The 24,853-nt window shown below is 39.3% G+C and carries 29 protein-coding genes, 2 pseudogenes and 1 riboswitch; of the genes and pseudogenes, 19 read left to right on the top strand and 12 right to left on the bottom strand.

Features of this window, described 5'->3' with window-relative positions:
• Positions 1 to 165 (bottom strand): DUF2759 domain-containing protein, encoded by a 165-nt coding sequence (locus LCM11_RS02995; protein WP_224892778.1) that lies wholly within the window; start codon positions 163 to 165, stop codon positions 1 to 3.
• Positions 166 to 327: 162 nt separating this feature from the next.
• Here LCM11_RS02995 and LCM11_RS02990 point away from each other — a divergent pair, with 162 nt between their 5' ends.
• Entirely contained in the window at positions 328 to 951 is a 624-nt protein-coding gene (locus LCM11_RS02990) for an MBL fold metallo-hydrolase (RefSeq protein ID WP_224892777.1), read from the top strand.
• 45 nt (positions 952 to 996) lie between these two features.
• Here the strand turns inward: LCM11_RS02990 and LCM11_RS02985 are convergent, their stop codons facing one another.
• A complete protein-coding gene (locus LCM11_RS02985; RefSeq protein WP_014643748.1) occupies positions 997 to 1,242 on the bottom strand; it encodes a DUF2626 domain-containing protein in 246 nt (81 codons plus the stop codon).
• 251 nt (positions 1,243 to 1,493) lie between these two features.
• Here LCM11_RS02985 and LCM11_RS02980 point away from each other — a divergent pair, with 251 nt between their 5' ends.
• Positions 1,494 to 1,877, top strand: a complete 384-nt coding sequence (locus LCM11_RS02980) for a Spx/MgsR family RNA polymerase-binding regulatory protein (RefSeq protein WP_224892776.1) — start codon at positions 1,494 to 1,496, stop codon at positions 1,875 to 1,877.
• A 444-nt stretch (positions 1,878 to 2,321) separates the two neighbouring features.
• Here the strand turns inward: LCM11_RS02980 and comGF are convergent, their stop codons facing one another.
• The 6 genes from comGF to comGA are packed head-to-tail and all read right to left on the bottom strand — an operon-like array spanning position 2,322 to position 5,817.
• On the bottom strand, positions 2,322 to 2,738 hold the full coding sequence (gene comGF, locus LCM11_RS02975) for a competence type IV pilus minor pilin ComGF (RefSeq protein ID WP_224892775.1): 417 nt from the start codon (positions 2,736 to 2,738) through the stop codon (positions 2,322 to 2,324).
• A complete protein-coding gene (locus LCM11_RS02970) occupies positions 2,722 to 3,054 on the bottom strand; it encodes a prepilin-type N-terminal cleavage/methylation domain-containing protein (protein WP_224892774.1) in 333 nt (110 codons plus the stop codon). Before LCM11_RS02970 ends, comGF begins: the two co-directional genes overlap by 17 nt.
• Complete coding sequence (gene comGD, locus LCM11_RS02965) at positions 3,041 to 3,517, bottom strand: competence type IV pilus minor pilin ComGD (RefSeq protein ID WP_224893080.1); 477 nt, start codon at positions 3,515 to 3,517, stop codon at positions 3,041 to 3,043. The genes LCM11_RS02970 and comGD overlap by 14 nt, the downstream gene beginning before the upstream one ends.
• Positions 3,483 to 3,782 (bottom strand): competence type IV pilus major pilin ComGC, encoded by a 300-nt coding sequence (gene comGC, locus LCM11_RS02960; protein ID WP_224892773.1) that lies wholly within the window; start codon positions 3,780 to 3,782, stop codon positions 3,483 to 3,485. Before comGC ends, comGD begins: the two co-directional genes overlap by 35 nt.
• Before the next feature lie 17 nt (positions 3,783 to 3,799).
• Positions 3,800 to 4,828 carry a type II secretion system F family protein gene (locus LCM11_RS02955; RefSeq protein WP_224892772.1) on the bottom strand — a complete coding sequence of 343 codons (1,029 nt, stop codon included), beginning with the start codon at positions 4,826 to 4,828 and terminating at the stop codon, positions 3,800 to 3,802.
• A complete protein-coding gene (gene comGA, locus LCM11_RS02950; protein ID WP_224892771.1) occupies positions 4,825 to 5,817 on the bottom strand; it encodes a competence type IV pilus ATPase ComGA in 993 nt (330 codons plus the stop codon). Before comGA ends, LCM11_RS02955 begins: the two co-directional genes overlap by 4 nt.
• Positions 5,818 to 6,169: 352 nt before the next feature.
• Between comGA and LCM11_RS02945 the strand changes: the two genes are divergently transcribed.
• A complete protein-coding gene (locus LCM11_RS02945; RefSeq protein ID WP_224892770.1) occupies positions 6,170 to 6,655 on the top strand; it encodes a shikimate kinase in 486 nt (161 codons plus the stop codon).
• A 48-nt stretch (positions 6,656 to 6,703) separates the two neighbouring features.
• On the top strand, positions 6,704 to 6,889 hold the full coding sequence (locus LCM11_RS02940; protein WP_224892769.1) for a YqzE family protein: 186 nt from the start codon (positions 6,704 to 6,706) through the stop codon (positions 6,887 to 6,889).
• Positions 6,890 to 6,922: 33 nt separating this feature from the next.
• On the opposite strand, the gene LCM11_RS02935 is transcribed toward LCM11_RS02940, so the two are convergent.
• The gene (locus LCM11_RS02935) at positions 6,923 to 7,735 is read right to left on the bottom strand and encodes a YqhG family protein (protein WP_224892768.1); all 813 of its coding nucleotides are present in this window, start codon (positions 7,733 to 7,735) and stop codon (positions 6,923 to 6,925) included.
• Positions 7,732 to 9,375 carry a DEAD/DEAH box helicase gene (locus LCM11_RS02930; protein ID WP_224892767.1) on the bottom strand — a complete coding sequence of 548 codons (1,644 nt, stop codon included), beginning with the start codon at positions 9,373 to 9,375 and terminating at the stop codon, positions 7,732 to 7,734. The genes LCM11_RS02935 and LCM11_RS02930 overlap by 4 nt, the downstream gene beginning before the upstream one ends.
• Positions 9,376 to 9,549: 174 nt before the next feature.
• Positions 9,550 to 9,636, top strand: a riboswitch (glycine riboswitch).
• A gap of 168 nt (positions 9,637 to 9,804) precedes the next feature.
• Here LCM11_RS02930 and gcvT point away from each other — a divergent pair.
• From gcvT to gcvPB, 3 genes are read left to right on the top strand one after another with little or no spacing between them, the layout of a single operon-like run.
• Complete coding sequence (gene gcvT / locus LCM11_RS02925) at positions 9,805 to 10,905, top strand: glycine cleavage system aminomethyltransferase GcvT (protein ID WP_224892766.1); 1,101 nt, start codon at positions 9,805 to 9,807, stop codon at positions 10,903 to 10,905.
• A 22-nt stretch (positions 10,906 to 10,927) separates the two neighbouring features.
• A complete protein-coding gene (gcvPA, locus tag LCM11_RS02920) occupies positions 10,928 to 12,277 on the top strand; it encodes an aminomethyl-transferring glycine dehydrogenase subunit GcvPA (protein WP_224892765.1) in 1,350 nt (449 codons plus the stop codon).
• The gene (gene gcvPB, locus LCM11_RS02915) at positions 12,270 to 13,736 is read left to right on the top strand and encodes an aminomethyl-transferring glycine dehydrogenase subunit GcvPB (RefSeq protein WP_224892764.1); all 1,467 of its coding nucleotides are present in this window, start codon (positions 12,270 to 12,272) and stop codon (positions 13,734 to 13,736) included. The genes gcvPA and gcvPB overlap by 8 nt, the downstream gene beginning before the upstream one ends.
• 264 nt (positions 13,737 to 14,000) lie before the next feature.
• Here the strand turns inward: gcvPB and LCM11_RS02910 are convergent, their stop codons facing one another.
• Positions 14,001 to 14,387 (bottom strand): rhodanese-like domain-containing protein, encoded by a 387-nt coding sequence (locus tag LCM11_RS02910; RefSeq protein ID WP_014643733.1) that lies wholly within the window; start codon positions 14,385 to 14,387, stop codon positions 14,001 to 14,003.
• A 371-nt stretch (positions 14,388 to 14,758) separates the two neighbouring features.
• Between LCM11_RS02910 and LCM11_RS02905 the strand changes: the two are divergent.
• From LCM11_RS02905 to LCM11_RS02890, 4 genes and pseudogenes are all read left to right on the top strand, one after another.
• Positions 14,759 to 16,204, top strand: a pseudogene (locus LCM11_RS02905) (vitamin B12-dependent ribonucleotide reductase); the annotation flags it as partial.
• Positions 16,205 to 16,453: 249 nt separating this feature from the next.
• Positions 16,454 to 17,581, top strand: a pseudogene (locus LCM11_RS02900) (ribonucleotide-diphosphate reductase subunit alpha); the annotation flags it as partial.
• A 141-nt stretch (positions 17,582 to 17,722) separates the two neighbouring features.
• A complete protein-coding gene (mntR, locus tag LCM11_RS02895; protein ID WP_014643730.1) occupies positions 17,723 to 18,154 on the top strand; it encodes a transcriptional regulator MntR in 432 nt (143 codons plus the stop codon).
• A gap of 92 nt (positions 18,155 to 18,246) precedes the next feature.
• Positions 18,247 to 19,134, top strand: coding sequence for a patatin-like phospholipase family protein (locus LCM11_RS02890; RefSeq protein WP_224892763.1), 888 nt, complete (start codon positions 18,247 to 18,249; stop codon positions 19,132 to 19,134).
• Between the two features lie 11 nt (positions 19,135 to 19,145).
• On the opposite strand, the gene LCM11_RS02885 is transcribed toward LCM11_RS02890, so the two are convergent.
• Positions 19,146 to 19,544, bottom strand: a complete 399-nt coding sequence (locus tag LCM11_RS02885; RefSeq protein WP_224892762.1) for a DUF2955 domain-containing protein — start codon at positions 19,542 to 19,544, stop codon at positions 19,146 to 19,148.
• A gap of 426 nt (positions 19,545 to 19,970) precedes the next feature.
• Here LCM11_RS02885 and LCM11_RS02880 point away from each other — a divergent pair, with 426 nt between their 5' ends.
• The 8 genes from LCM11_RS02880 (at position 19,971) to spoIIIAD (ending at position 24,837) form a co-directional block, all read left to right on the top strand.
• Positions 19,971 to 20,462, top strand: a complete 492-nt coding sequence (locus LCM11_RS02880; RefSeq protein WP_224892761.1) for a YqhR family membrane protein — start codon at positions 19,971 to 19,973, stop codon at positions 20,460 to 20,462.
• A gap of 66 nt (positions 20,463 to 20,528) precedes the next feature.
• Positions 20,529 to 20,993 (top strand): type II 3-dehydroquinate dehydratase, encoded by a 465-nt coding sequence (gene aroQ / locus LCM11_RS02875; RefSeq protein ID WP_224892760.1) that lies wholly within the window; start codon positions 20,529 to 20,531, stop codon positions 20,991 to 20,993.
• Positions 20,990 to 22,051 (top strand): M24 family metallopeptidase, encoded by a 1,062-nt coding sequence (locus tag LCM11_RS02870; RefSeq protein ID WP_224892759.1) that lies wholly within the window; start codon positions 20,990 to 20,992, stop codon positions 22,049 to 22,051. The genes aroQ and LCM11_RS02870 overlap by 4 nt, the downstream gene beginning before the upstream one ends.
• Positions 22,052 to 22,073: 22 nt before the next feature.
• Positions 22,074 to 22,631 (top strand): elongation factor P, encoded by a 558-nt coding sequence (gene efp / locus LCM11_RS02865; RefSeq protein ID WP_224892758.1) that lies wholly within the window; start codon positions 22,074 to 22,076, stop codon positions 22,629 to 22,631.
• Between the two features lie 146 nt (positions 22,632 to 22,777).
• On the top strand, positions 22,778 to 23,755 hold the full coding sequence (gene spoIIIAA / locus LCM11_RS02860; protein ID WP_224892757.1) for a stage III sporulation protein AA: 978 nt from the start codon (positions 22,778 to 22,780) through the stop codon (positions 23,753 to 23,755).
• Entirely contained in the window at positions 23,700 to 24,209 is a 510-nt protein-coding gene (spoIIIAB, locus tag LCM11_RS02855) for a stage III sporulation protein SpoIIIAB (protein ID WP_224892756.1), read from the top strand. The genes spoIIIAA and spoIIIAB overlap by 56 nt, the downstream gene beginning before the upstream one ends.
• Before the next feature lie 16 nt (positions 24,210 to 24,225).
• The gene (spoIIIAC, locus tag LCM11_RS02850; RefSeq protein WP_014643720.1) at positions 24,226 to 24,432 is read left to right on the top strand and encodes a stage III sporulation protein AC; all 207 of its coding nucleotides are present in this window, start codon (positions 24,226 to 24,228) and stop codon (positions 24,430 to 24,432) included.
• Between the two features lie 6 nt (positions 24,433 to 24,438).
• The gene (gene spoIIIAD / locus LCM11_RS02845) at positions 24,439 to 24,837 is read left to right on the top strand and encodes a stage III sporulation protein AD (RefSeq protein ID WP_014643719.1); all 399 of its coding nucleotides are present in this window, start codon (positions 24,439 to 24,441) and stop codon (positions 24,835 to 24,837) included.
• The last annotated feature ends 16 nt before the right edge of the window (positions 24,838 to 24,853 follow it).

Here is a 24,853-nt window from a genome sequence, read left to right as displayed (position 1 = left end):
TTAGCTGAAAAGATTGGAGTAAATTGTCATTACTGAGAACCAACCAAACATCAATGCTGATGCACCAGCAAATAAGACGGCGAAGAAGTTTTTAGTTTTCAGTTCACGGAACACCGCAATTACACATAGTACTGCAACGATTAAAAGAAGAATAGCTGTGACCAAGATCAGCACCCCCTAAATCCCTTTTCTTTGTTATCATCCCCATAATAAGGATGTTATAATGTATGTAGCTTAGTTCAATCCTTATTCATTTTATAATATAAAAATGAAATTGTCGAGTTATCTATCCGTATTTTATTAAATTAAATGAGAGGTGTCTACCCATTGTTAAATATTTCTCGATTGCCATTGGGACCAATGGCTACAAACGCTTACATTGTCTATCAAAATAAAAAAGCGCTGGTTGTGGATCCCGGAGGCGATTTTCCAAAATTAGAAGCTTTTTTGAAAGAAAAAGAGTTAAAGGTTATAGGCGTATTATTAACCCATGCTCACTTTGATCACATAGGTGCTGTGGATGCAGTAAGAGACGCTTACAATGTTCCTGTTTACTTGAATAAGGCAGAAAGTGACTGGATGACTGATCCTGCAAAGAATGGTTCTGGTTTTTTCCAAATGGGCCAAATTACGGCTCGTCCAGCGGATTATCCGCTGGAAAGTGGTCAGATGGAAATCGGGCCTTTTTCATTTGAAGTACGTCATACTCCTGGGCATTCTCCAGGAAGCGTATCTCTCGTATTTAGAAATCAGCGTTTTACAATAGCTGGAGACACTTTATTTCAAAGAGGTATGGGAAGAACGGATTTACCAGGAGGAAATCGAGAACAATTACTGGATAGTATTCAAAGTCAATTATTCAGTTTAAGAAATGACATGAGGATTTATCCAGGGCATGGATTGCCTACGACGATCGAGGAAGAGCGTAAAGAAAACCCGTTTTTCACTTGAAAAGAAATAAAAAAATCCTGTTATCCATTGGATAACAGGATTTTTTTAGTGTCCACCAAAGCTTGGCACTAAAATGAATGAAGAATAATAAGTAAAACCAATCATGAAAACTGTCAGGTATGAGAAAAATATGTAAACATACATACGTTCAGACAGTTTAAGGTAACCCACAGTAAGGAAAAAAGCCGTTTGGGCAAGGGATAATAAGGAAGCCTCCATCATATCGCCTGTATAAAACATGACAGCAAAAATACCTGTCCAAAAGGCCAGCACTCTAAACATACGATCCATGCTTTTCCCCCTCCTTTTCCTTCGATAAACTATCATTAATATTATAAACGACCAAATCTCAATTGTAAATAAATCGCTCAGTATTCTTTTTACATTATACACACAAGCAGATTCCTTATACATTACCCTAAAAAGAAGTAAGGAAAAACTTTCAATTGAAATTTATGAAAAAGATGTTTAAAATATTATACAAAGGTTATACAATAACTGTACAACTTAATACATTAAATATTTTAAGAGGAGCGGTGTTAATGGAAGAATTAAGGTTTTACACTTACCCTAGCTGCACATCTTGTCGTCGTACAAAGTCCTGGTTGAAAAGTGAGGGAATTGATTTTAATGAACAGCATTTGTTCAGGGAGACTCCTACGGTGGAAGATCTTAGACAAATATTATCTTTGACCACTTATGGAATTGACGAAATTCTTGCTAAACGCAGCAAAGAGTTTAAATCCTTGGATGTGGATGTAGAGGATCTTTCCCTAAACGAGTTTATTGATTTAGTAATTGAGAAACCGAAACTTCTAAGACGTCCTATTCTTACTGATGGAGAAAAATTAGTGGTTGGATATGATTTGGAAGGGTTACGGGGCATTACAAATCAGAAACTTGAATACGCGGCAAGTATTTCTTAAATTACGTTATGAAAGAGGAACCCGATATGGCCAACTTCGTTTAAATAATCATCGCAAACCATGATCTGTGGGTATGCGATGATTTTTTATGAATTCCTGGTTTGTGGTAATTTATAGTAAGTGTCTAATGATTTCGTATTTCCAGAGTAGTCTGTTATCTCCCATATACAATGAATGCTTTCATGACTCTCTCTATTACAGGTAGCCTGGGCTTTTCCATTAGGCGTCGTTAAGCTGTAATATGGCTCTTCTTCAGGAGAGATATCTTTCCACCGAATAAGCAAATTTTGCTGAGCAGTTTCTAATAAATTCTGTCTTAAGATGGATGAAGTATAGGTATTGTTAAACAAAACGTGGTTCTGATAGCGCTCAACGGAACTTATAGTAAGAAAAATAATAACTAGTCCTATACCAACTACCCATGGAAAAATAATCCCCCTCTGATTAAGGAACAGTTCTATGAATGTTTTTCTGATAAACACCACCACCCTCCATTTGTAACTTAATCATGATAGAGTTAGTATGATTGGTTACATGAATTGCTTCTACATTCTGTAATAAAACTTCATGTCCAGAAGAGTTTACTCTCCTCCTAACAAGATTCTCATATTGCTCAATGATAATCTTGCGATTTATATCATCTATGATATAGATAGTATTAGAAAGTACCGAAACCTCTCGAGCTCTGTTTACTTCTTCTTGTAAGAACGAAAACATTTGCCGTACAGATAGTTCTTCATAGTAATTAACGTTATGAATTGTACGAAATAAAGGGAAAGAAAGAATAAGGATTAATGAGATAATAATGAGGCTTATTAAAGTTTCTAGTAAAGTAAACCCTTGACTACGAACTTTTGGCATATAGACATACTTCCTCTATTTTCTTCAAGTGCGTTTTCCACGTAATACAGCCTTCCACAAGGTTACTTTTCTCTACAAATTGAATCTGTAATGGTATTTCTTGATAGCCTAAATGTACAATAGGCAGCGTTGGTTTCGAATAAGAGAGGGCGTGAAGTTCCTCATGAAGATAGGAAATGGCTATTCTTTCATGGGCTAGATCCTTTTGCAATAAACGAATGTGGCTGAGGGAAGGGAGCAGAAAGATAATAAGACAAAGAAGAAGGCTGAGTGCTGTGATTGTTTCAATTAAGGTAAATCCACTAGAGTTCCTCAATGGTTAACCTGCTCGCGCCAAAAGGAAAAACGATTTTAAAGATACTATAAGGCGTGTGAATTTTCATGGTCCCTGGTTTTGTCACAACTCCATTTTCATTAAACCGTAAAGTGGATTCAAGCGTAAGAAGCTGCATGCTCCAACTGTCAGGGAATGATCTTTTGAAGATTGTCGTTTTATTTTTTTGATCATATAAAATGTATTCATTCGTATTTGGCCGAAACAGCAACATATAGTAAATATGGTCTTGCATAGTCAGGTGCTGGGTTAATAGTACATCATCTTTAAGCTGTGATATGAAATGCGAAGATTGGATGTGCTGAAATGTGCGATGATGGAGAGGAACAATACTTATAAGGAGAATGGACCAGAAGATAAGAACAATTAGAACTTCACTGATCGTATAGCCCTTAGATGATTCTGGACCATCAAGGAGCAGAAACTTCACCGGAAGTTGAATCATATCCAAGTTCGCCTCCATCAGGGCAGGTGGTTTGCTTTAAATATTGACTATCAACTAGATCAGATAAACTGGCCGGATAAGCTCCGTTCTCGATAGAATAAGCTTCTGCTTGAGCCTGCGCTGTGATCACAAGGGCCTCGCAGCCTTTATCTCTTATCGTTCCGTTATTTTTGGTTAAATTTGGTATAGTAATAATCATTAATACAGAGATAACGAGCAGCACAATTAGCATTTCAATTAAAGTGAAGCCTTTTTCGTTTTTCATACGTATCACTCCTGAGTTTATATTTGATCCATCCACTGGTAGAGTGGAAGCATAATGGAAGCATAGATACAAACCACAATTACGGCAATAATAATAAAGAACAACGGTTGAATCATTTGCATCCATTTAAGCATTCTCTCTTGTACATATTCTATGAAAAATTCAGATAACATCTCCAATTCATGACTGAGAGCTTCTATATCATTTGTTTGATGGAATAAATTCGTTAGTTCGCTTTTTAACAGAGAACAGCTGTGCACCGATTGCCCGAGGGTTTTCCCGTCGGCTAGATGAGAGATGATTTTTTCGCTGTAGAATGACAATAATTCATATCGATTGTGGCTGCTCATCATCTCAAGGGCCTGTTTTAAAGGGAGGCCTGCTTTAAAGAGAGAATTTAGATGAGTAGTAAATAGAAAAGAAGTTATAAAGGAATGATAAATCTTTAGAAGGGGAACTTTTTCGTACAAGTTAATACGTGTGTGGAATGCAAGTCTTGGTAAAGTAAACTTCATAACGATCAGCCCAATGAACAAAGCGATCGCTAAAACCCCAAGTCCATTAATAAAATAATCTAGAGCCATCATAAACCATAAAGATGAAGAATCCTCTCCCTGAAAAAGGACCATGAAATTAGGAAGGATCGTATGTTTTAGAATACTAAAGACAGCAATTAAAAATATTAAAAGAAACAGGGGATAACGTAAAACTTGAAATAGTTTATGTGAATAATCTTTTTTCATTTTTAATAGTTCTTCACATTGTTTAAACATAGCAGGCAGGTCCTGGTGTACTCTTCCAAAATAGAGAAAGTTCGTTACCAATGGGGAAAAGTGAACATGAAGGAAAGCGTTATCTATGGTTTTTCCTCTAGATAAGTGGATGTTAAGTTCTTCTGACAATGGGCGCAGGGAAGGATCCCATCCTGTCATCTTCAAGGCTTCCAATAATGGATAACCTTTATGAAGGATGTGGCTTAACCGATGAAAAAAAAGTATTTGAACAGCAACCGGGAGTTTCGTGTTTCTTCGGGTGAAGTTTATCAATAATTTACGAATCCAAGGGCATAAGCCTTCCTCCTTAATTGATCGAAAGACTGAAAATTATTCTGGTTGGTGGGTGGGACATCCCCTATAGATGAGCTTAGAAGGCTGCCATCCAACAATTCTAAGATCGCGGCACGTCTTGGCAGCATTCCTTCTCCATGGATAGGTACTAGTTGTTGTGCAGCTATTGCGATCAAAGTTTGTTCCATATCTGCCTGGGGAATATTCATCTCTCTTAATCGTCTTAGCGTGCCGTAGGCGTCTTTAGCGTGAATAGTACTTATAACAAGGTGTCCGCTCAAGGCGGCCCTAAATGCGAAGTGAGCTGTGTCGCGGTCCCTGATTTCCCCTACCATAAGTAGGTCAGGATCATGACGAAGAGCTGCTTTTAAACCAGTATCGTAAGTAATGCCTGCCTTTTCGTTTACTTGAACTTGAATGATGTTGTTTAAATTCTTTTCAATTGGATCTTCCAGTGTAATGGCTTGAAAGGAACTACGGTTCATTAAGGCCTGTAGAAGAGCATAAAGAGTGGTCGTTTTACCACTTCCCGTAGGTCCTGTAAACAGAATCATACCACTGGAATGGTTTAGCCATTTTTCAATTCTTTTAAGCTGAGAGGGAAAAAGAAAAAGTTGTTCTAGGGGAGTATGGTCCATAGGTGTTAGAATGCGGATGGCGAGACTTTCGGTTCCTGTGATAGGAAGGGTGGAGAGGCGAAGGTCGAAGATGGAGTGGTCGCTTCGGTGTTGAAGGGTGCCATTTTGAGGACGTGTGATTTCTCCAATATCCATTCCTGAGGTGAATTTAAAATACGCAAGAAGTTTTTGGTAAAGTGGCAGGGGGAGGGAAGAGTGGGAAATTCTTTTCCCATGAATACGGAAGTAAATGCTGGCATTTTCGGCAAAAGGAGTGAAATGAATATCCGAAGCCGTTTGCTGTATAGCTGAGATTAGTAAATCGCGAGCGTAATTTGCTATGGACTGCAAAGGAGCTATCACCTCTTTTCAATAATTTTTCACAAAGCTATATATTCGACATAATTCGGCTGATTCCTTCTTTTATTTTTAAACTTTTTATCTTTCCCTTCGAGATGTATAATCAAGAAAACGCCTATATGGAGTTTCTTATCTAATTCGACTACCTGTTTCGAAGAGGAAGAAGATTGGCTAGATATAATAAACCTAGAGAATAGTCAGGGTTTTCACCCCGTTTCTCGTTACTCCATTAAAGGGTGAAATTTTCTGGAGGATCTGCCTGCTAAATAAGTTAATATCTATTTGGATAAGAGTGATATATGAACATAATTTTTAAAGATATAATTAATAATGGGGGTTTACTATGATTTACTTGGTAGGATTTATGGGAAGTGGGAAGTCAACTATAGCTGGAAAACTAAGCGAGAAACTTAACTTGCCTTACATAGAGATGGATAAAGCAATAGAAGAAAAAGAGCAAATGACTATCTCAGATATATTTGCTCAATTTGGAGAAGCTCACTTCCGTGAATGCGAAACTCATCTTCTTAAAAATATTGGCGAGGAAAGTGTTGTATCCACTGGTGGAGGAGTGGTTTTAAAAGAAGAAAATCAACATTATTTATCCACTGGAACGGTAGTGTTTTTGAGGGCATCTTGGAATACCATTGTTTCCAGATTGCAAAATGATGAAGATCGCCCTTTATGGAAAGGGGACTTAACTGAAAAGCATGCCCTATTTGCTTTGCGACAGCCTACATACGAATCATTGGCTGATCTGATTATTGAGGTAGATAATAAGAACCCTGAAGAAATCGTTAATGAAATAATGGATCGTCTAAAAAAATAGAGATTCGGCCATACTATTCCTAAATACACGAGGTAAAGAGGGGATATTATGGATCGGAATGATTATGTAAAGTTTCTCACGGAAGAAATGGTTAAATATATGCAAATGAGTAAACAGGAGAAGAAGCAGAGAAAGGCAGCAAAGCCATCAAAGAAAAGCGCTTTTTATTGGTTCGGTATCATACCTTTTGCTCTTAGGATGATTAAAAAAAAGCATAAAACGACGGAGCATTGAAAGAATCATACTAAATAATACGGCCGCTGACTTTTAGTCAGCGGCTGTATTGTTAATTACATAGGTGTTCGAATTCTGAGAGATATAAAACAACCCTCCATTAATAGTCTCCATTAGAATTCTCGGTCTATACCTTGTATCAATTTGCTCTTGTTCTTTGGTGAATTGTTCTAGACCAATATCTTCGGATGAATAAAAGGATTCTAACAGATCTTTTTCTTCTTGCAGGTGTTCTAATGAATGGGTAGCCCAATCCGCGCTGATCGAAGACACGTACCCTTCGACATATCGTTCAATACGTTTATAAGCGTTCTCTAAATTAATTAGGGGCGTCATGGGGAAGGTATAGTCTGATACAGTTGGTTCAAATTCCATTTCCCTTAATCTGTCCATCATATTAGGCAGGAGGGTGCCGTGTACTAAATTGAGCCCCAGGGATAAAGTTTCGTCCTTACTTTGCTTGCCTCTGTAGTGGAGGTGGATATTTACTACGAGCCAGGGACACAGAGCACGATTTTGTAGCGGTTGCTCAATAGCTTCATATAGGCGCGCGGTTTTTCCTTTGTTAATAGCTGCACGATAAATTGTATGGAGCTTAGGTGTACCTGCATGAAGGTATATTCCACCTTGATTGGAATGGTTCGTATTAGTAAAGGTTAACTGCATGGGGTCTCCAGTGCGGTTCATTTTCTTCATATAATGCCAATAAAAAGGGCGATTCATGATTTCTTCATCCATGCTGCTCGTTAATTGAACTTTCAAATGAGAGTCACTTTTTTCTAATATCGTGCAGTCGTAAGAGGTGAAAAACTGCTGAACGAAATCAAAATAGGGGTTTGAAGTCAACTTGTTTCTCTCCTCTCGCTAATTGTATGTTCAACATAACTGACTAAATTGTTTAGTTTAATATCGATCTCGCCTTTGCTCTCCGATTGATCAAGTATCGTTTGGATTTGTTTATCGAATGAACCTCCTGGGATGTGTTCTAAGATATGGTCAAGGTCACCTACCGCATTTTTAAACATCTCGATCTTTTCATAAAGCATCTTCATGATGTGGTCTTCAATGGTATTCTCAATTGCGAAATTATAAATTTTCACATCGTGTTCCTGACCAAAACGGTGTATTCTTCCAATTCGCTGTTCCAGTCTCATAGGATTCCAGGGAAGGTCATAATTAATCATGTGGTGACAGAATTGAAGGTTAATTCCTTCGCCGCCAGCTTCTGTGGCAATTAGGACTTGAGCTTTGTTCTTAAACAATTGCTTCATCCAATCTCGTTTACTCTTATTAAATTTTCCGCTGAAAGGTACTGATGAGACTCCATGTTGCTGCAGGTACCATTGTAAATAAAATTGAGTGGCCCTATATTCGGTGAATACAATGAATTTTTCATTTGACTCACTGATTAGTTCTATCATTCTCTTCGCTTTAACATGGTGAGGTAGTTGCTGAAGCTGCTCAATAAATTTTGAATAAATAGCCATCGTCTGCTCATTTGACTGCTGTCTCATTTGATTTAACGACATATAACACGCTTCTCTTGAAGAACACAATTCTTTAGCTAACGTCAGCCAAGTAAATGAAGGGTGATCTGATTTTAGGAGTTCCAATTCCTGGTACATATCTTGTTCTTCCTTGGTAAATTTTAGACGCTCATTAACTACTATACGCTTAGAGTCATCAAGTCCCGTATCTTTTCGGCGGTTTCTGATCATCATTTTTCCAACAAGGGAATGAATGTGTTCAATATTTCCTTGTTTGTTTGCTTCATAGCGGTATTTTTTCTTGAATTCTGTCAAATTTCCAAGATATCCGGGCTTTAGAATCGAGACAAGATTAAATAGATCACTGAGCTTATTTTGTATAGGGGTGGCTGTAAGCAAAAGACAGTATGTTTTTTTAAGTTCTTGTACGAACTGATAATTTTTAGTGTTATGATTTTTTAATTTATGCGCTTCATCGATGATAATTAAATCATATGGGATAGACAAGATTTCCTGACGGTGAGCTTCTCTCTTGGCCATATCAATAGAGGTAACTGTGACGTCCCAGTCTGACCAGGCTGCTTGTTTTTTTCTTGGGGAAGCCGCTTGAATGTAAAATTTATCGTTAAGTTCTTGAACCCATTGATTCACTAATGAAGCGGGTGTAAGGATTAAGATCTTACGAGCAACTCCTCGAATCATGTATTCTTTCAAAATCAATCCAGCTTCCAGTGTTTTCCCCAGTCCTACTTCGTCAGCCAAGATGGCTCTTCCATTCATCTGATGAATGACTTTTTCAGCTGCCTCAATTTGGTGGTCCAGAAATTGCACATGTGGCAGGTGTTCTAAAGCAAGTAGTCCATCAAAATTAGGAACTGTATTAATTTTTGCCGCCTCGTAAGCAAGTTTGAATCCTTCCCAGGTGGAGAGATGGTTTGGGTTGTTTAATTTATCACGTAAAGTCGGAATAAATGTATGATCAGGATGAATTTCAACCATAGTTGTAAGCCTCCATCTATTCTAAAAAGATTATTAAAAATTAAGAATGATTCTACAAATTCAATGTCAAATTGCGATGACGCTGTGATATAATGATGTCGAATGAATAAGTGAAGCTATACGTTTTTGAATAGTATGTCCAATAGAATCTAAGAAAATACGAATATGAAGCGAATGACTGCAGGGGGAGAGTCTACTTACGTAGCGCCGAAGGAGCAAGCATGCTGTGAATCTCTCAGGCAAACAGACCTCTGTAGGACGCAGCTCTGGAGAGCGTTTACTAACAGTAAACCACCCAAGAAGCAAATGGTTCTTCTTTAAAGAGTAGAAGAATTATCAAACTTTCTGGTGAATGGACAGAGACTCCTAATCGAAAAACGGTGGAGTCTCTTTTTTATGGATGAAATTAGAGTCTAAAGGAGCGGTTGGATGGCTGAGTTAAAACGAACACCTTTGTATTCCGAGTATAAGAAGCTGGGAGCAAAAACGATTGATTTTGGGGGATGGGACCTGCCAGTACAGTTCTCAAGTATAAAAGAGGAACATGAAGCCACAAGAACCAAAGCAGGGTTATTTGACGTTTCCCATATGGGTGAAGTGATGGTAGAAGGGGATGAGAGTCTCTCATTTTTACAAAAAATGCTCACAAATGATGTTTCTAAACTTGAACCTGGGAAAGCTCAGTACACAATCATGTGCTATGAAGATGGAGGTACTGTAGACGATCTAATTGTATATCAGTTAGAAATAGGCAAATACCTGTTAGTTATTAATGCTGCAAACCGCGAGAAAGATGTAGAGTGGCTGAGAAAACACCAGGAAAATGGTATTTCCATCAAGGATCTATCTGATGATTATGTTCAATTAGCACTCCAAGGTCCAAAAGCTGTAGAGATTTTACAATCCATAACAAAAACTGATGTGTCAGAAATAAAGTTTTTCCGGTTCATTGCAGACGTTGCTATCGATAATGTGAAAGATCGCGCCATTGTATCCAGAACGGGCTATACGGGAGAGGATGGGTTTGAGATCTATCTGCCTGCTGCTTCAGGAGCAGCTCTATGGCAGGTTCTACTTGAAGCAGGTGATAAGCATGGACTTCGCCCTGTAGGACTAGGAGCAAGAGACACACTCAGATTTGAAGCTAATTTAGCCTTATACGGTCAGGAGCTTAGTGCTGAGATCAGCCCGATTGAAGCTGGGCTGGGTTTTGCTGTCAAGACAAAGAAGAAAGATGAGTTTATTGGTAAACAGGTTCTGAAGAAGCAAAAGGAAGAGGGACCTTCCCGTAAGCTCGTTGGTATAGAGATGATCGATAAAGGAATTCCTCGTACCCATTATGAAGTTTTTAATGGAGAGCAGCTGATTGGATTTGTTACAACAGGAACGCAGTCTCCCACGCTTGGTAAAAATGTAGGACTCGCGTTACTAAATTATGATTACACGGAGATCGGGACAGAAGTAACCGTTCAGGTAAGAAAAAAACGTCTTCAGGCAAAAGTGGTTCCTACACCATTTTACAAAAGATAAAGTTTTTGAGGGGGAAGTACCTATGGAATTTCGATATCTGCCAATGACTGAACAAGATAAGAAGGATATGCTCAGCCGTATCGGGGTGCAGAAATCTGAAGAACTATTCTCAGATATTCCTGAAAATATCAGATTTAAAGGAGATTTGGATTTAAAGGAACCAAAAAATGAATTTCAATTGATGAACGAACTTACGAAGATGGCCCAGGAAAACGTAACTCTAAAATCGCACACTTCATTTCTTGGAGCAGGAGTTTATGATCATTACATCCCTTCAATTGTAGATCATGTAATATCCCGCTCTGAATTTTACACTGCATATACACCATACCAGCCGGAAATTTCCCAGGGCGAATTACAGGCAATTTTCGAGTTTCAAACTATGATCTGTGAATTGACAGGAATGGATGTAGCTAACTCCTCTATGTATGATGGAGGCACTGCACTAGCGGAAGCTGTAAATCTTTCGGCTGGTCAGACAAAACGAAAAAAAGTCCTCGTTTCTAAGGCCATACATCCAGAGTCACTTGCTGTCATTCATTCTTATGTAAAGGGTCCAGGGGTTGAAGTTGTAGAAATCGATCATAAGCAAGGGAAGACAGATTTGGTCCAATTAGAATCTGAATTAGATGAAAATACGGCGAGTGTCGTCCTTCAATATCCAAATTTCTTTGGGCAGATTGAGCCTCTTGATGAAGTTAGAAAATTAGTAGATAGTCAGAAAAAAACAATGATGATTACTTCTAGTAATCCACTGGCTTTAGGATATTTAACACCCCCTGGTGAGTTTGGAGCGGATATTGTAACTGGGGATGCTCAAGTATTTGGAATTCCTGCCCAGTATGGCGGTCCACACTGTGGATATTTTGCTACCACCAAGAAATTAATGAGGAAAGTACCAGGTCGGCTAGTCGGGCAAACAGTCGACGAGGACGGGCGTCGTGGATTTGTCCTTACACTTCAAGCCCGTGAGCAGCATATACGCCGTGATAAAGCGACTTCCAATATTTGTTCCAATCAAGCGCTTAATGCGTTAGCATCTTCCGTAGCCATGTCCTCTCTAGGGAAACAAGGCCTTAGGAAAATGTCATGGATGAATATCCAGAAAGCCGCTTATATGAAAAAACAATTACAATTAAACAACATCAATGTTGTATTTGACGGAGCTTTCTTTAATGAACTTGTAGTAAAACTGGATCAGAATATTAAGGAAGTAAACCGGATCCTTCTTCAAAAAGGAATAATCGGAGGTTATGATCTTTCCCAGATGGACAACCGTTTACAAAATCATATGCTTGTAGCCGTAACTGAGATAAGAACGAAAGAAGAGATTGATCAATTTGTAAAAGAAGTGAGGGATATTCATGGCTGATCAGGACTTTCCTTTAATTTTTGAATTGAGCCAAGAAAGCAGAACAGGTTTTAGTCTTCCAGACCTGGATGTGCCAGAAATGGATGCAGAAGAAATGATCGGCTCCTCTTTTGTGAGAAATAAGGCAGCAGATCTTCCGGAAGTAAGTGAGCTTCAAATCATGCGGCATTATACGGCCCTTTCCAAGAGAAACCATGGAGTAGACTCCGGTTTTTATCCACTTGGATCTTGCACGATGAAATATAATCCTAAAATGAACGAAGATGTAGCTCGTTTAACTGGATTCAGTCACATCCATCCTTATCAGGCAACAGAAACTGTCCAGGGTGCGCTTCATCTATTGTACGACTTGCAGGAATCACTTGTATCCATAACGGGTATGGATACGGTTACGCTTCAGCCTGCTGCAGGGGCGCATGGTGAATGGACGGGATTAATGATGATTCGTGCTTATCATGAAGCAAATGGAGACTACGGTCGAACGAAAGTGATCGTGCCAGACTCTGCTCATGGTACAAATCCTGCTTCGGCGACAGTGGCTGGTTTTGAAGCTGTGACTGTCAAATCCGACGAGCGAGGATTGGTAGACCTCGAAGATCTGCGGAGAGTTGTAGATGAACAAACAGCAGCGCTCATGCTGACGAATCCAAATACATTAGGACTTTTTGAGGAAGATATTGAAGAAATGGCAGCAGTAGTTCATGATGCTGGTGGAAAGCTATATTACGACGGAGCAAACCTAAATGCCATTTTAGGTTATGCACGTCCAGGAGATATGGGATTTGATGTGGTTCACTTGAACCTTCATAAAACATTTACCGGTCCTCATGGAGGGGGCGGACCTGGCTCTGGCCCCGTTGGTGTGTCAGCAGAGCTGGAACCATATCTGCCAAAGCCTATATTGACTAAAGTAGATAATCAGTATCAATTCGATTATGATCGTCCTAAATCGATTGGTCGAGTGAAGCCCTATTATGGTAATTTCGGAATTAATGTACGTGCTTACACATATATACGTACGATGGGGCCTGAAGGTCTGAAAAAAGTAAGTGAATATGCTGTAATTAATGCAAATTATATGATGAGACGATTGCAAGAGCAGTATGAGCTTCCATTTGATCGACATTGCAAACATGAGTTTATCTTATCTGGGAAACGCCAGAAAAAACTGGGCGTACGTACACTGGATATAGCTAAGCGCCTGCTGGACTTTGGCTACCATCCGCCAACCATTTATTTCCCAATAAATGTAGAAGAAGCATTAATGATAGAACCAACCGAAACAGAGTCGAAAGAAACACTGGATGCTTTCGTAGAGGCTATGATCCAGATCTCCAATGAGGCGAAAGAGAATCCTGAAATTGTACAGGAAGCACCTCATAGTACTATAGTCAGTCGAATGGATGAAACACAGGCGGCTCGTAAACCGGTCCTAAGTTATAAGAAAGGCGAAAACTGAGTACAAAAGCAGAATTCCTTATAGATGAGTTGGGCTATTTGGACATACCAATAACTCCGGTTGTTTGGGGAGAGGAAACCGGGGAGTCTGCATCGTACAAGTGTGCAGATCAGTCTCACCCGGTACTCTTAGACCAAAATCATCATTTTCGTACAGCTTTCCCGAACAAAGGCGTTTTCACTTTAATTTAATAAGCTGAGTAAATTAGAGCTTTAAAAATAAAACCTGAAAGCCGTGTTATACCCTGGCCTTCAGGTTTTATTTTTATTTTGACTTTTTAGTTTTAATTTTTCCTCCCCATTTTTTGAAACCACCTTGCAGAACGTTAAGATCTTTGTAATCTTTTTTGTTCAGCAGCATGGCCGCACGGGTTGATCTAGCTCCGCTCTGGCAATACAAATAGACAGGTTTGTCTTTCCGTATTTCTATAAGACGATTTTTCATTTGGGACAATGGGATATTACGTGCTCCCAGTATATGACCGCCTTCGAATTCTTTTGGTTCACGAACATCAATAAGCTGAGCTTTACGGTATCCTTGTCTGAATTCTTCTTCTGTTAACGTACTCATTATTTTTTTGGATTTGAAGTATCTATATAAGCCAAATGCTATAAGAGCAATGACAGCTCCAATCAAGATCCAAAGTTCCATAGTATGTCCCCCCATTTCTCTTTTCCTCTATCTATTATAGGAGGGAATCGTCAGCTTTTCAAAAAAAGTTTATTGTATGTTAGAATTTCAAAGTTGGTATCATCGTTTTTTTTTTGACTTAACCTATGCAACTAATGAATTAAGTGAAAAAACCATAAAAAACAGCTTCTTACTTTTGAAATCTAGCTTAAACTGCTTTCTGCGTACGATTAGTAGATTGACAAAATTCAACACATTCGTTCAATAACACTATATATTGAAAAAGTTTATTTCATAAACACAATATATTGATTAAGTTTTCGTAAATGTGGTATGTTACATGTAAATAGAAAATAAATTACTTATTTTATCATTCAAGGGAGAGATTCATAATGCAGACCACAACCTCCAATGATACCTATGCCAAGGTTAATGTAGATCGGTTAAATGCTGATATTCGACAGTTTTCTCAAGTACATGAAATAACATCAGATATGAAGATTACTCACAAAGGTGTTTCAAGACTAGTTATGCTGGATCGGTATGCATTTAAAGATACCGAAAAACTTACGTTGGCAGAGAATGATTTCGTGGTACTTACGGTGAAAGATGATCCGAAATTTCCTGCTCGGGGTTTTGGTTTCATTCAGTCGATTGACTGGGAAAAACATGAAGCAGTAGTAAAAGTAGAGGATGAATTTGTAAACGTTCTTGATCATGAAAATGAACGAGAGACAGGCTTAATAACCCGAAACCTGGATACCATTGATAAACCACTTGAAGTGTATTATGAACAAATCGCTCTGCGTAATGCGACCGGATTGTCAGAGGTAGAAACGGATCCGGTTCAAAAGCAAAAAAGTTTTGAGGATTTTTATAAGGAACTATCAAATTTGAACTTTATCCCTGCAGGCCGTGTGTTATATGGAGCGGGTTCTAATACCGATGTAACTTATTTCAATTGTTATGTTATGCCTTATATACAAGACTCCAGAGAAGGTATTTCTGACCATCGTAAACAAGTCATGGAGATTATGTCGCGCGGGGGAGGGGTAGGAACCAATGGTTCTACTCTAAGGCCGAGAAATACACTTGCTCGTGGAGTAAATGGAAAATCCTCTGGATCTGTGTCATGGCTTGATGATATTGCTAAGTTGACTCATCTTGTGGAGCAAGGTGGATCCAGACGGGGAGCACAGATGATTATGCTTGCTGACTGGCATCCGGACATCATTGAGTTTATTATTTCTAAAATGCAAAATCCTAGAATCCTGCGTTTTCTTATTCAAAATACTGAGGATGAACAAATTAAACAGCTGGCTAAAGACAAACTCAAGTTCACTCCTTTAACGGAAACGGAGAAAGACCTTTTTCAAAGTGTTGTAAATTACAAGCACATGCCTGGTGCAGGTGGATTTACAGAAAAAGCCATTCAGGAAGCTGAGGAGAAGCTAAACACTGGCGGCACGTACACCGTGCACAATCCAGAATTCCTCACAGGAGCCAATATTTCAGTATGTATAACTAAGGAATTTATGGACGCTGTAGAGGAAAATGCAGAATACCACTTACGTTTTCCTGATGTAGAGAACTATACAAAAGAGGAAATGAAGATTTACAATGAAGAATGGCAAAGTAGCGGAGATGTAAGAGAGTGGGAAGAAAAAGGTTTTGGTATAAGGAATTACCGCACCGTTAAGGCTTCAGAGCTCTGGAATTTAATTAATATATGCGCAACTTATTCAGCAGAACCAGGAATTTTCTTCATTGATAACGCCAATGAAAAAACAAATGCTTCTGCTTACGGACAAAAAGTTGTAGCTACAAACCCATGTGGTGAATAGTTTGCCTCATGTAAAACATTGCGGGATAAAGCGGGAAGGCTGAGATGCTGATCCGAACCGAAGGCTGAAGTTAAATCCTCCAGTCAGGGGCAACGCATAGGTGGTGAACCTCATTATGAGAATATAATCCACCCACGAGACCGCAACATTACACGAGTGGTGTGATGAAAATGTATGCTGAACTTGCAGGAAATGAAAACTGTAAGAACTTCTGGATAAAAAGCCGGAAGGATAACAAACTTGGAACAACCTCTAGCTCCATTCTCAGTATGTAACCTGGCAGCGGTTAATCTGGCTTCAGTTGCTGATAAAACAGAGAAAAAAGTAAACTATGATCAATTAAAACAAACCGTTCAAACCGGCGTGCGCATGCAGGACAATGTTATTGATGCCACTCCTTATTTCTTGGAAGAAAATAAAGTACAAGCCCTCGGAGAGCGACGGGTAGGACTTGGTGTGATGGGGCTCCATGATTTATTAATTTATTGTGAAACCGAATATGGTTCTGAAGAAGGAAACAAATTAGTAGATGAAATTTTTGGAGTAATTGCAACTACCGCCTATCGCACCTCAATTGAACTTGCCAAAGAAAAAGGCAGCTTTCCTTTCCTGAAAGGAACGAGTGAAGAGGAAACGTATAAATTGCGCGAAGCGTTTATTAACACTGGGTACATGAAAGAAATGCCTGAAGATATTCGCGAAGGGGTAATGAAGTATGGAATCCGAAATTCTCACTTGTTGACAGTAGCACCTACTGGAAGTACAGGTACAATGGTGGGGGTTAGTACGGGTCTTGAGCCATATTTCTCTTTCTCTTATTATCGCAGTGGACGTTTGGGTAAATTTATTGAAGTAAAAGCAGATATTGTTAATGAATATTTAGATCAACACCCTGATCAAGATCCTGATCATCTGCCTGAATGGTTTGTGACGGCTATGACAATGTCTCCTGAAGCACACGCAGACACCCAATGCATTATCCAGCGCTGGGTTGACAGTTCTATTTCCAAAACCGTTAACGCTCCAAGAGGCTATTCGGTGGATCAGGTGGAAAAGGTTTATCAACGATTATACCGTGGAGGAGCTAAAGGCGGTACCGTATACGTTGATGGAAGCCGTGACAGCCAGGTCTTAACCTTAAAAGCGGAGGATAATGAATTTGATGGAGAACAGACCGAGTTTGAATTTGAAGACGAAAGAAAACCTCGTGTGGTTCTAATGGATACGGTACATGAGTTAGACAAGACGAATGTGACCATAGGATCTGAAGTAGGCGATACTTGTCCAGTATGCCGAAAAGGTACTGTTGAGGACATTGGCGGCTGTAACACTTGTACGAACTGTAACGCACAATTGAAGTGTGGTTTGTAGAATTGAATTGGCCGAAAGAGTATATACCGGACTCACAATGAGTCCGGTATCACTTTTTTTACTCGCTTGTCACAACAGGCAAACTAGTGTATCATTTTCATGAAACACCTACATAAAGACAGCCTGTATTGGGGGTTTATCATGCCAACACCAAGCATGGAAGATTATATTGAACAAATTTATATGCTTATAGAAGACAAAGGATATGCACGAGTATCTGATATTGCTGAAAATCTCCAGGTGCATCCATCTTCTGTGACAAAAATGGTTCAAAAGTTGGACCGGGACCAATATTTGAATTACGAAAAATACCGAGGGCTCATTTTAACTCCTAAAGGAAAGAAAGTCGGGAAACGTCTTGTTTACCGCCATGAGTTATTGGAACAGTTTCTGGAAATAATAGGAGTAGATAAAGAAAACATTTATGAAGATGTAGAGGGAATTGAACATCATCTAAGTTGGAATTCTATTGACCGAATAGGAGATCTTGTCCAGTACTTTGATGAGAAACCCGCTCGAGTAGACTCTCTTAGAGAAGTGCAGCAGAAAAACGAAGAACAAAATCAAGAATAACCACCCCAAGGCGCAGATTTCTGCGTCTTTTTGTTATTCATCTTCTAAATATCTCATAAGATTTTATAAGGGATTAAAGCGGGGTGAATTTTATGAAGGTTGATGGAGTATTCTCAGGTGGAGGGATGAAAGCATTAGCTTTTATAGGTGCTCTTGAAGAACTTGAAGAACAAGGGTATCAATTTAGCCGGCTTGCAGGCACTTCAGCAGGTTCGATTCTTGCAAGTATGACAGCAGCTGGTTATACCTCTAAGGAATTGAAAGAAAAATTGAAGAGTCTTTCCTTTGAATCTCTTGTTGATCTCCCCATTGCAGAGCGTTTATTCCCTTATTCGAAGTGGTTTTTATTATACTTCCGCATGGGTTTGTATAAGGGGAATCGCCTTGAGTGTACGATTGAAGAATGGCTTGAAGAAAAAGGGGTGCGAACGTTTGCAGATCTACCCTCAGGATCATTAAAAATTGTATGCTCAGATCTAAGTATAGGTCGCATTATTGTGATACCTGATGACTTGAAAAGAGTATATGGAATTGATCCCGCAACTTTTTCAGTAGCCAAGGCTGTGCGGATGAGTTCAGGACTCCCTTATTTTTTTATGCCCATAAAGCTTCATGGAAAAAATGGTAAATCTTTAATCGTAGACGGAGGAGTTTTAAGTAATTTTCCTATATGGATTTGGGAGGGGAAAGAAGGCCGGCGAAAACGGCCAATAATAGGCTTGAAATTAAGTGACCCGCCCAGTCAACTTCCAGCACAGAAGATCCGCAATGCCATTCAAATGTTCCACGCACTCTTTAAAACCATGCAGCAGGCTCATGATGCTCGATATATTTCTCATTCTAAGAGTAAGGATATTATTTTTATATCAGTCAAGGGATACGATACAACCGATTTTCATCTTAGTAATCAGGAAAAAGAAGATTTGATGAAGATCGGAAGAGTTCATGCTGCAGAGTTTTTGAAGAGGTGGACAAAATAAAATCGAGCCTTTTAAAAGGAGGCTCGATTTTTATCTTTGTTTTTATTTCCTTCAATTACTCTAAGTTGCGGGCCGCTTCCCCGCCGTTTACTTTTTTTATGAATAGTTGTAGGTTTAGCTGATCTAACGGCCTGACTTTTTTTCACTACAGGAGCGGGTTGCTTATATTTTTGTTTAGATTGTTTAACAGCTTGCTTATATTTCTTCATTTCATTGCTGCTTTTTCCTCCGCTCATTCCACGGTTTCGCAGGAAGAAAAAGTAAATAGCCCCATAGACGATTGCTGCAATACCGATCATCATGGCAATTGAGCTAAGAAAGCTTCCAGTGTCAGTCAATAATTGATAGCCTACAAAGAAAACTGCTAAAGCCACCAACGTATATATGATAGGAGTCATCCAGTTGCGCATGATTGTTATTCCCCCCTTCTCAAAATGATCGACTAAAGACCTTTTAATATTATATATACCACTTATAAAATATTTATATCCCAAAATCATATATTGGAACATCATAATAGGTTGCCAACTATGATGGGATAGTAAAGTGTAAATAGTTCTATTAATGATTATTTCCTCTTCAGCTGGAATTATTCAAAGACTATGGTTCTTTGGTGTAGAAGTTATTTTAGTAGATACGTGAAGTTAAGATTCGGTAGTGGGATTTTTTTACATTTACTTAAATGTTCCCAGAGTAAGTGGCTGAATAAACACCTGATTTATATTCTTTCTTACTTATATTTTACCTTATTTTTCTTCGCATCTCTAGCCTTTATTATGTCGAAAGAGCATGAAAAATTCGCAGATGGTTAAAGATAATGGACAGAGGTGATTTAAATGTCAGATAAACCAAAAGAACAACATCAACAGGAACCCCAGCAAAGTGTTCTTACCAAAACTTTAATCATTGGTTTCGCTTCGGGGGTATTGTGGAGTGGTTTAGCAGCTCTTGCTTATTATTTTCACTTTAGTGAAGTTTCTGCTGCTTCCTTCCTATTTCGCTCCTTTTGGCAGACGGAATGGACAGGAACTTGGCTAGCTGAAGTACTGGCTGTTATTATTGTGGGAGTGTTGTCTCTTATAAGTGCTCTGCTCTATTATATGTTTTTGAAAAAGAAAAATGGCATTTGGCCGGGCCTGATTTTTGGTTTAGTTTTGTGGGCCATTATTTTTGTTATCCTTACACCCTTATTTCCAGCCATACCATCGTTTATGGAATTATCCAGTGACACTTGGGTTACGACAGGATGTTTATTTCTTCTTTATGGATTATTCATAGGTTTTTCTATTTCCTTTGAATATAAGGAGTTTAACGAGTCAGCAAATTAATACTCAAACAAAGGAGTAGTATGATAAACTGAAAAAGTATGACAATTTCGTAAATGGTGGGATGAAATGATGGTGGCAAAACGCCTGTTTTTAATTAATGGGCCGAATTTAAACATGCTTGGAAAGAGAGAGCCAGGCACTTATGGTAACGCTTCTTTGGCGGATGTTGTAAAACTCGTTAAAGATACGGCCTGGGAGTATGGATATGAAGTAGAAGAATTCCAATCGAATCATGAAGGGCATCTCGTTGACCTGCTTCATAAAGCTGACGTACAGGCGGCGGGTGTTATTATGAATCCAGCTGCTTATACTCATACTAGTATTGCATTAAGAGATGCGGTGAGCGCTATCTCCCTGCCAGTTGTAGAAGTACACATTTCTAATATTCATGCGCGAGAATCCTTCCGTCATCAATCCATGATTGCTCCAGTGTCCCAGGGCCAGATTGTAGGCTTTGGTATAGATGGTTACCGCCTGGCTGCATTAGCTATAATTAAAAAGATAGAATCAGAAGGGAGACATGTAAGATGAGTAAATTAGAAAATCTACGCAAATCCGTTATGAGCGATGAACTCGATGGTATACTGATTATGAGCCCAAAAAACAGGCGTTATGTATCAGGATTTACCGGTTCCTCAGGGGCGCTGCTCGTCACAAGTGGGGAAGCCTTACTTATTACTGATTTTCGATATACCGAACAAGCTAACGAACAAGCATCTGATTTCGAGGTCGTTGAACATAAAAATCCTATGGTGAAAGAAGTCGCCAATCAAGTGGAGCGTTTAGGGCTTAAACGGATTGGCTTTGAGAAAGACCATGTTACATATAGTGTCTATGAGCAGTACCGAAAAGAACTAAAAGCAAACCTTATTCCTACCTCAGGTCTCGTCGAAAAGTTACGCTTGATTAAGACGGATGAGGAGATTAGTATATTACAAGATGCTGCAAAAATTGCTGATGATGCCTTTGAACATATACAAAGCTATATTAAACCAGGCGTCAGGGAAATCGATGTTTCAAATGAATTGGAATTCTTTATGAGAAAGCAGGGGGCTACCTCTTCCAGTTTTGATATTATTGTGGCTTCAGGCTATCGTTCTGCTTTACCGCACGGCGTAGCATCTGAAAAAGAAATTCAATCTGGAGAGCTGGTTACTTTGGACTTCGGAGCTCTATACAAAGGATACTGTTCAGATATTACCCGTACGGTAGCCGTTGGTGAAATTAGTGAGGAACTGCGGGAAATCTATGATGTTGTTCTGCAGGCTCAGTTAAAAGGTATGGAGGGACTTAAGTCCGGGATAACAGGTAAGGAAGCAGATGCCCTAACACGTGATTATATTAAGGAGAAAGGTTACGGAGAATACTTCGGCCATTCAACTGGACATGGAATTGGTTTAGATGTCCATGAAGGACCTGGTCTTTCATTCCGTTCCGATATGGTTCTGGAAGAGGGAATGGTAGTAACCGTTGAGCCTGGGATATACGTACCAAATGTGGGAGGCTGCCGGATTGAAGATGATACGGTCATTACAAGCGCCGGTAACAACCGTTTAAGCACATCCACTAAAGAACTTATTTCATTGTAAAAATATAGAAGGAGGAAAAAATATGATTTCAGTTAATGATTTTAGAACAGGTCTAACCATCGAAGTGGACGGAGATATCTGGTCTGTAATGGATTTTCAGCATGTAAAACCAGGAAAAGGGGCTGCATTCGTGCGGTCCAAGTTACGTAACCTAAGAAACGGAAATATTCAGGAAAAAACGTTCCGTGGTGGGGAAAAGGTGGAACGTGCCCATATTGAAAACCGTAAAATGCAATATCTTTACGCCAATGGAGATATGCATGCATTTATGGATATGGAAACTTTTGAACAAGTAGAAATTCCATCATCCGTGCTTGAAGAGCAGTTGAACTATCTGAAAGAAAATATGGAGGTACAAATCCAGTCTTATCAGGCAGAGACCATTGGTGTAGAGCTTCCTAAAAACGTTGAATTAAAAGTAGTGGAAACAGAACCAGGTATTAAAGGAGATACCGCAAGCGGCGGTACCAAATCTGCAACTTTAGAGACAGGTTTGACCGTGCAGGTACCTTTCTTTATTAATGAAGGGGAGAATCTGTTGATCAGTACAACAGATGGAAAATATGTTTCACGTGCATAGTAAATAGAGAGGCTCTTTTAAAGCTCATCCCTAAGTTGGGATGAGCTTTTTTTAATAGAGAAAATCTATTTTATATCTCTCAGATTGTCATAAGAGATGAGATAGAACATACATATGAAGTAAACCAATTAAAGGAGCAGAAAAGGATGGAGGAGATTATCAGGTTGTTTCCCGATCACTTCCAAATCCTCTTAAAAAGGAAAGTGAATTGGAAGACAATTCAGGAAATTCGCTTGCGAATTAATCAGAAAATTGAGGTTCTTGATGCCAGGAAAAATGGATTGGTAGAAGGGCCGATTGTTACATCGGTAGATTTATCCTACGTATTGAATCAGATCAGTCAGTTTTCGCTCTATCGATTTAAAGATGAATTAAAAGAGGGCTTCATAACGATTCAGGGAGGTCACCGAGTAGGGTTAGCCGGTAAGGCAAACACGGTAAACCATCATGTTGAGACATTAAAACATATCGCTTTTATGAATATTCGTGTGGCTAAGAATACTACAGGACAGATTAATCAACTCATTCCTTATTTGTATCAGGGTGATAGATGGACAAGCACTTTGATTATCGGTCCCCCACATTCAGGTAAGACCACTTTATTAAGGGAATTGGCTCAGCGAATTGGGTCAGGTCATCAGGATCTAGGGGCAAGTAAGGTAGCCATTGTGGACGAAAGATCTGAAATAGCAGCCAGTCTTCGTGGGGTCCCCCAACTAGACGTAGGAGCACGCACAGATGTTATGGATGCCTGTCCTAAAGCAGAAGGTATGATGATGATGATACGTTCGATGTCTCCAGAAGTATTGATTGTCGATGAAATTGGCGGGACAGCTGATGCGAATGCAATTAGAGAAGCGACTTTTACTGGAGTTGAAGTAATATGCAGTATTCATGGAACGAGCTTAACTAACGTTCGGAAACGGCCCTCAACTAAGGAGTTGATAGAGGATGGAGTGTTCGAACGTTACCTTGTTCTGGAACGGTTAAGCCCAAATAATCCCGGGTCTATCACCGTTTTAGACGAGTGTGGACTGCCCATAGCTCATTGGAAGGGGAGGGAATTGCATGGAGTGGATTGGGGCCGTACTCATCCTAACAGTAACAACACTTACCGGTTTTGATATCGCAGCCCGCTTTAAACAAAGACCAGGACATATACGGCAGTGGAAAAATGCTTTGCAAATGATCGAAGCAGAAATGGTCTACGGACAGTCCTCATTATGGGAAGTCTGTGAGAATTTAGCCAGACACTTACCGTCGCCAACCTCTCAGTTTTTTGAAAAAATTTACCAGGTTCAAGAACCTTGTTCGGATTTTGCATCTTTATGGGAAGCCCGATTGAAAAAGCATTGGTCTTCGAATGCGATGGGAAAGAGCGAATGGGAGATCTTACTACAGTTTGGACGTACTTTAGGTCAGCATGATCTCGAGCAGCAGCAGAAACAAATTCAATTGGCACTCCATCATTTAGATCGAGAGCTCCAGGAAGCTTTGGATGGAGTCGAGCAGTATCAGAGGATGGCTCGTGGTATGGGGATTTTAAGTGGTCTGCTAGTCATTATATTAATTATTTAAAGGGGGAAGAGCCATTGTGCTGCAAGATGCCACGATACTTTTTCAAATTGCCGGTGTAGGTATTATTGTCGCGATGATACACAGTATCCTAAAGCAAATGGGAAAAGAGGAGATTGCGCAGGCGGTGACGCTCACAGGATTCATCATAGTCCTGTTCATCGTTTTGTATCGGCTCGCTGATTTATTTCAGGAAATTAAATCAGTTTTTCTTTACCAGGGGTAGGAAGTTATGGATATTATACAAATTGTGTCTTTAGGACTAGTAGCGGCCTTATTAATCATCTTATTAAAAGAGCATAAATCCTCGGCCGCTTTTCTGCTCCTTTTATTTACCGTCATCATTATCTTTCTATCCATTCTTGATCAGGTTAAACATATATTCGCGCTTCTTTCCTATATGGCCGAACAAGCTCAGGTGGAACCCTTTTACTTCAAAACCATTTTGAAAATTATAGGAATTGCTTATATTGCAGAATTTGGTGCTCAATTAATCAGAGATGCTGGGTTGAATTCATTAGCTTCCAAAGTTGAACTGGCAGGGAAACTATTCATATTAATGCTTGCGATTCCTATCGTCACTGCAGTAATAGAGACCATCCTAAACTTTATTCCTGGTTACTTAGGATAAGATAGCGAGGTAGGAA

Source organism: Halobacillus halophilus, from assembly GCF_020171985.1.
In the GTDB taxonomy this organism is placed as follows: Bacteria; Bacillota; Bacilli; order Bacillales; family Halobacillaceae; genus Halobacillus; species Halobacillus halophilus_A.
This window is presented reverse-complemented; position numbering and strand designations above follow the sequence as displayed.

Bases quoted from the DNA above. Each gene is read 5' to 3' on its own strand.
- LCM11_RS02985 (WP_014643748.1), bottom strand. From the start codon at position 1,242: ATGGATCGTATGTTTAGAGTGCTGGCCTTTTGGACAGGTATTTTTGCT.
- LCM11_RS02980 (WP_224892776.1), top strand. From the start codon at position 1,494: ATGGAAGAATTAAGGTTTTACACTTACCCTAGCTGCACATCTTGTCGT.
- comGF (WP_224892775.1), bottom strand. From the start codon at position 2,738: ATGCCAAAAGTTCGTAGTCAAGGGTTTACTTTACTAGAAACTTTAATA.
- comGD (WP_224893080.1), bottom strand. From the start codon at position 3,517: ATGATTCAACTTCCGGTGAAGTTTCTGCTCCTTGATGGTCCAGAATCA.
- comGC (WP_224892773.1), bottom strand. From the start codon at position 3,782: ATGAAAAACGAAAAAGGCTTCACTTTAATTGAAATGCTAATTGTGCTG.
- LCM11_RS02945 (WP_224892770.1), top strand. From the start codon at position 6,170: ATGATTTACTTGGTAGGATTTATGGGAAGTGGGAAGTCAACTATAGCT.
- LCM11_RS02940 (WP_224892769.1), top strand. From the start codon at position 6,704: ATGGATCGGAATGATTATGTAAAGTTTCTCACGGAAGAAATGGTTAAA.
- LCM11_RS02930 (WP_224892767.1), bottom strand. From the start codon at position 9,375: ATGGTTGAAATTCATCCTGATCATACATTTATTCCGACTTTACGTGAT.
- gcvT (WP_224892766.1), top strand. From the start codon at position 9,805: ATGGCTGAGTTAAAACGAACACCTTTGTATTCCGAGTATAAGAAGCTG.
- gcvPA (WP_224892765.1), top strand. From the start codon at position 10,928: ATGGAATTTCGATATCTGCCAATGACTGAACAAGATAAGAAGGATATG.
- gcvPB (WP_224892764.1), top strand. From the start codon at position 12,270: ATGGCTGATCAGGACTTTCCTTTAATTTTTGAATTGAGCCAAGAAAGC.
- LCM11_RS02910 (WP_014643733.1), bottom strand. From the start codon at position 14,387: ATGGAACTTTGGATCTTGATTGGAGCTGTCATTGCTCTTATAGCATTT.
- mntR (WP_014643730.1), top strand. From the start codon at position 17,723: ATGCCAACACCAAGCATGGAAGATTATATTGAACAAATTTATATGCTT.
- LCM11_RS02890 (WP_224892763.1), top strand. From the start codon at position 18,247: ATGAAGGTTGATGGAGTATTCTCAGGTGGAGGGATGAAAGCATTAGCT.
- LCM11_RS02885 (WP_224892762.1), bottom strand. From the start codon at position 19,544: ATGCGCAACTGGATGACTCCTATCATATATACGTTGGTGGCTTTAGCA.
- LCM11_RS02880 (WP_224892761.1), top strand. From the start codon at position 19,971: ATGTCAGATAAACCAAAAGAACAACATCAACAGGAACCCCAGCAAAGT.
- aroQ (WP_224892760.1), top strand. From the start codon at position 20,529: ATGATGGTGGCAAAACGCCTGTTTTTAATTAATGGGCCGAATTTAAAC.
- LCM11_RS02870 (WP_224892759.1), top strand. From the start codon at position 20,990: ATGAGTAAATTAGAAAATCTACGCAAATCCGTTATGAGCGATGAACTC.
- efp (WP_224892758.1), top strand. From the start codon at position 22,074: ATGATTTCAGTTAATGATTTTAGAACAGGTCTAACCATCGAAGTGGAC.
- spoIIIAA (WP_224892757.1), top strand. From the start codon at position 22,778: ATGGAGGAGATTATCAGGTTGTTTCCCGATCACTTCCAAATCCTCTTA.
- spoIIIAB (WP_224892756.1), top strand. From the start codon at position 23,700: ATGGAGTGGATTGGGGCCGTACTCATCCTAACAGTAACAACACTTACC.
- spoIIIAD (WP_014643719.1), top strand. From the start codon at position 24,439: ATGGATATTATACAAATTGTGTCTTTAGGACTAGTAGCGGCCTTATTA.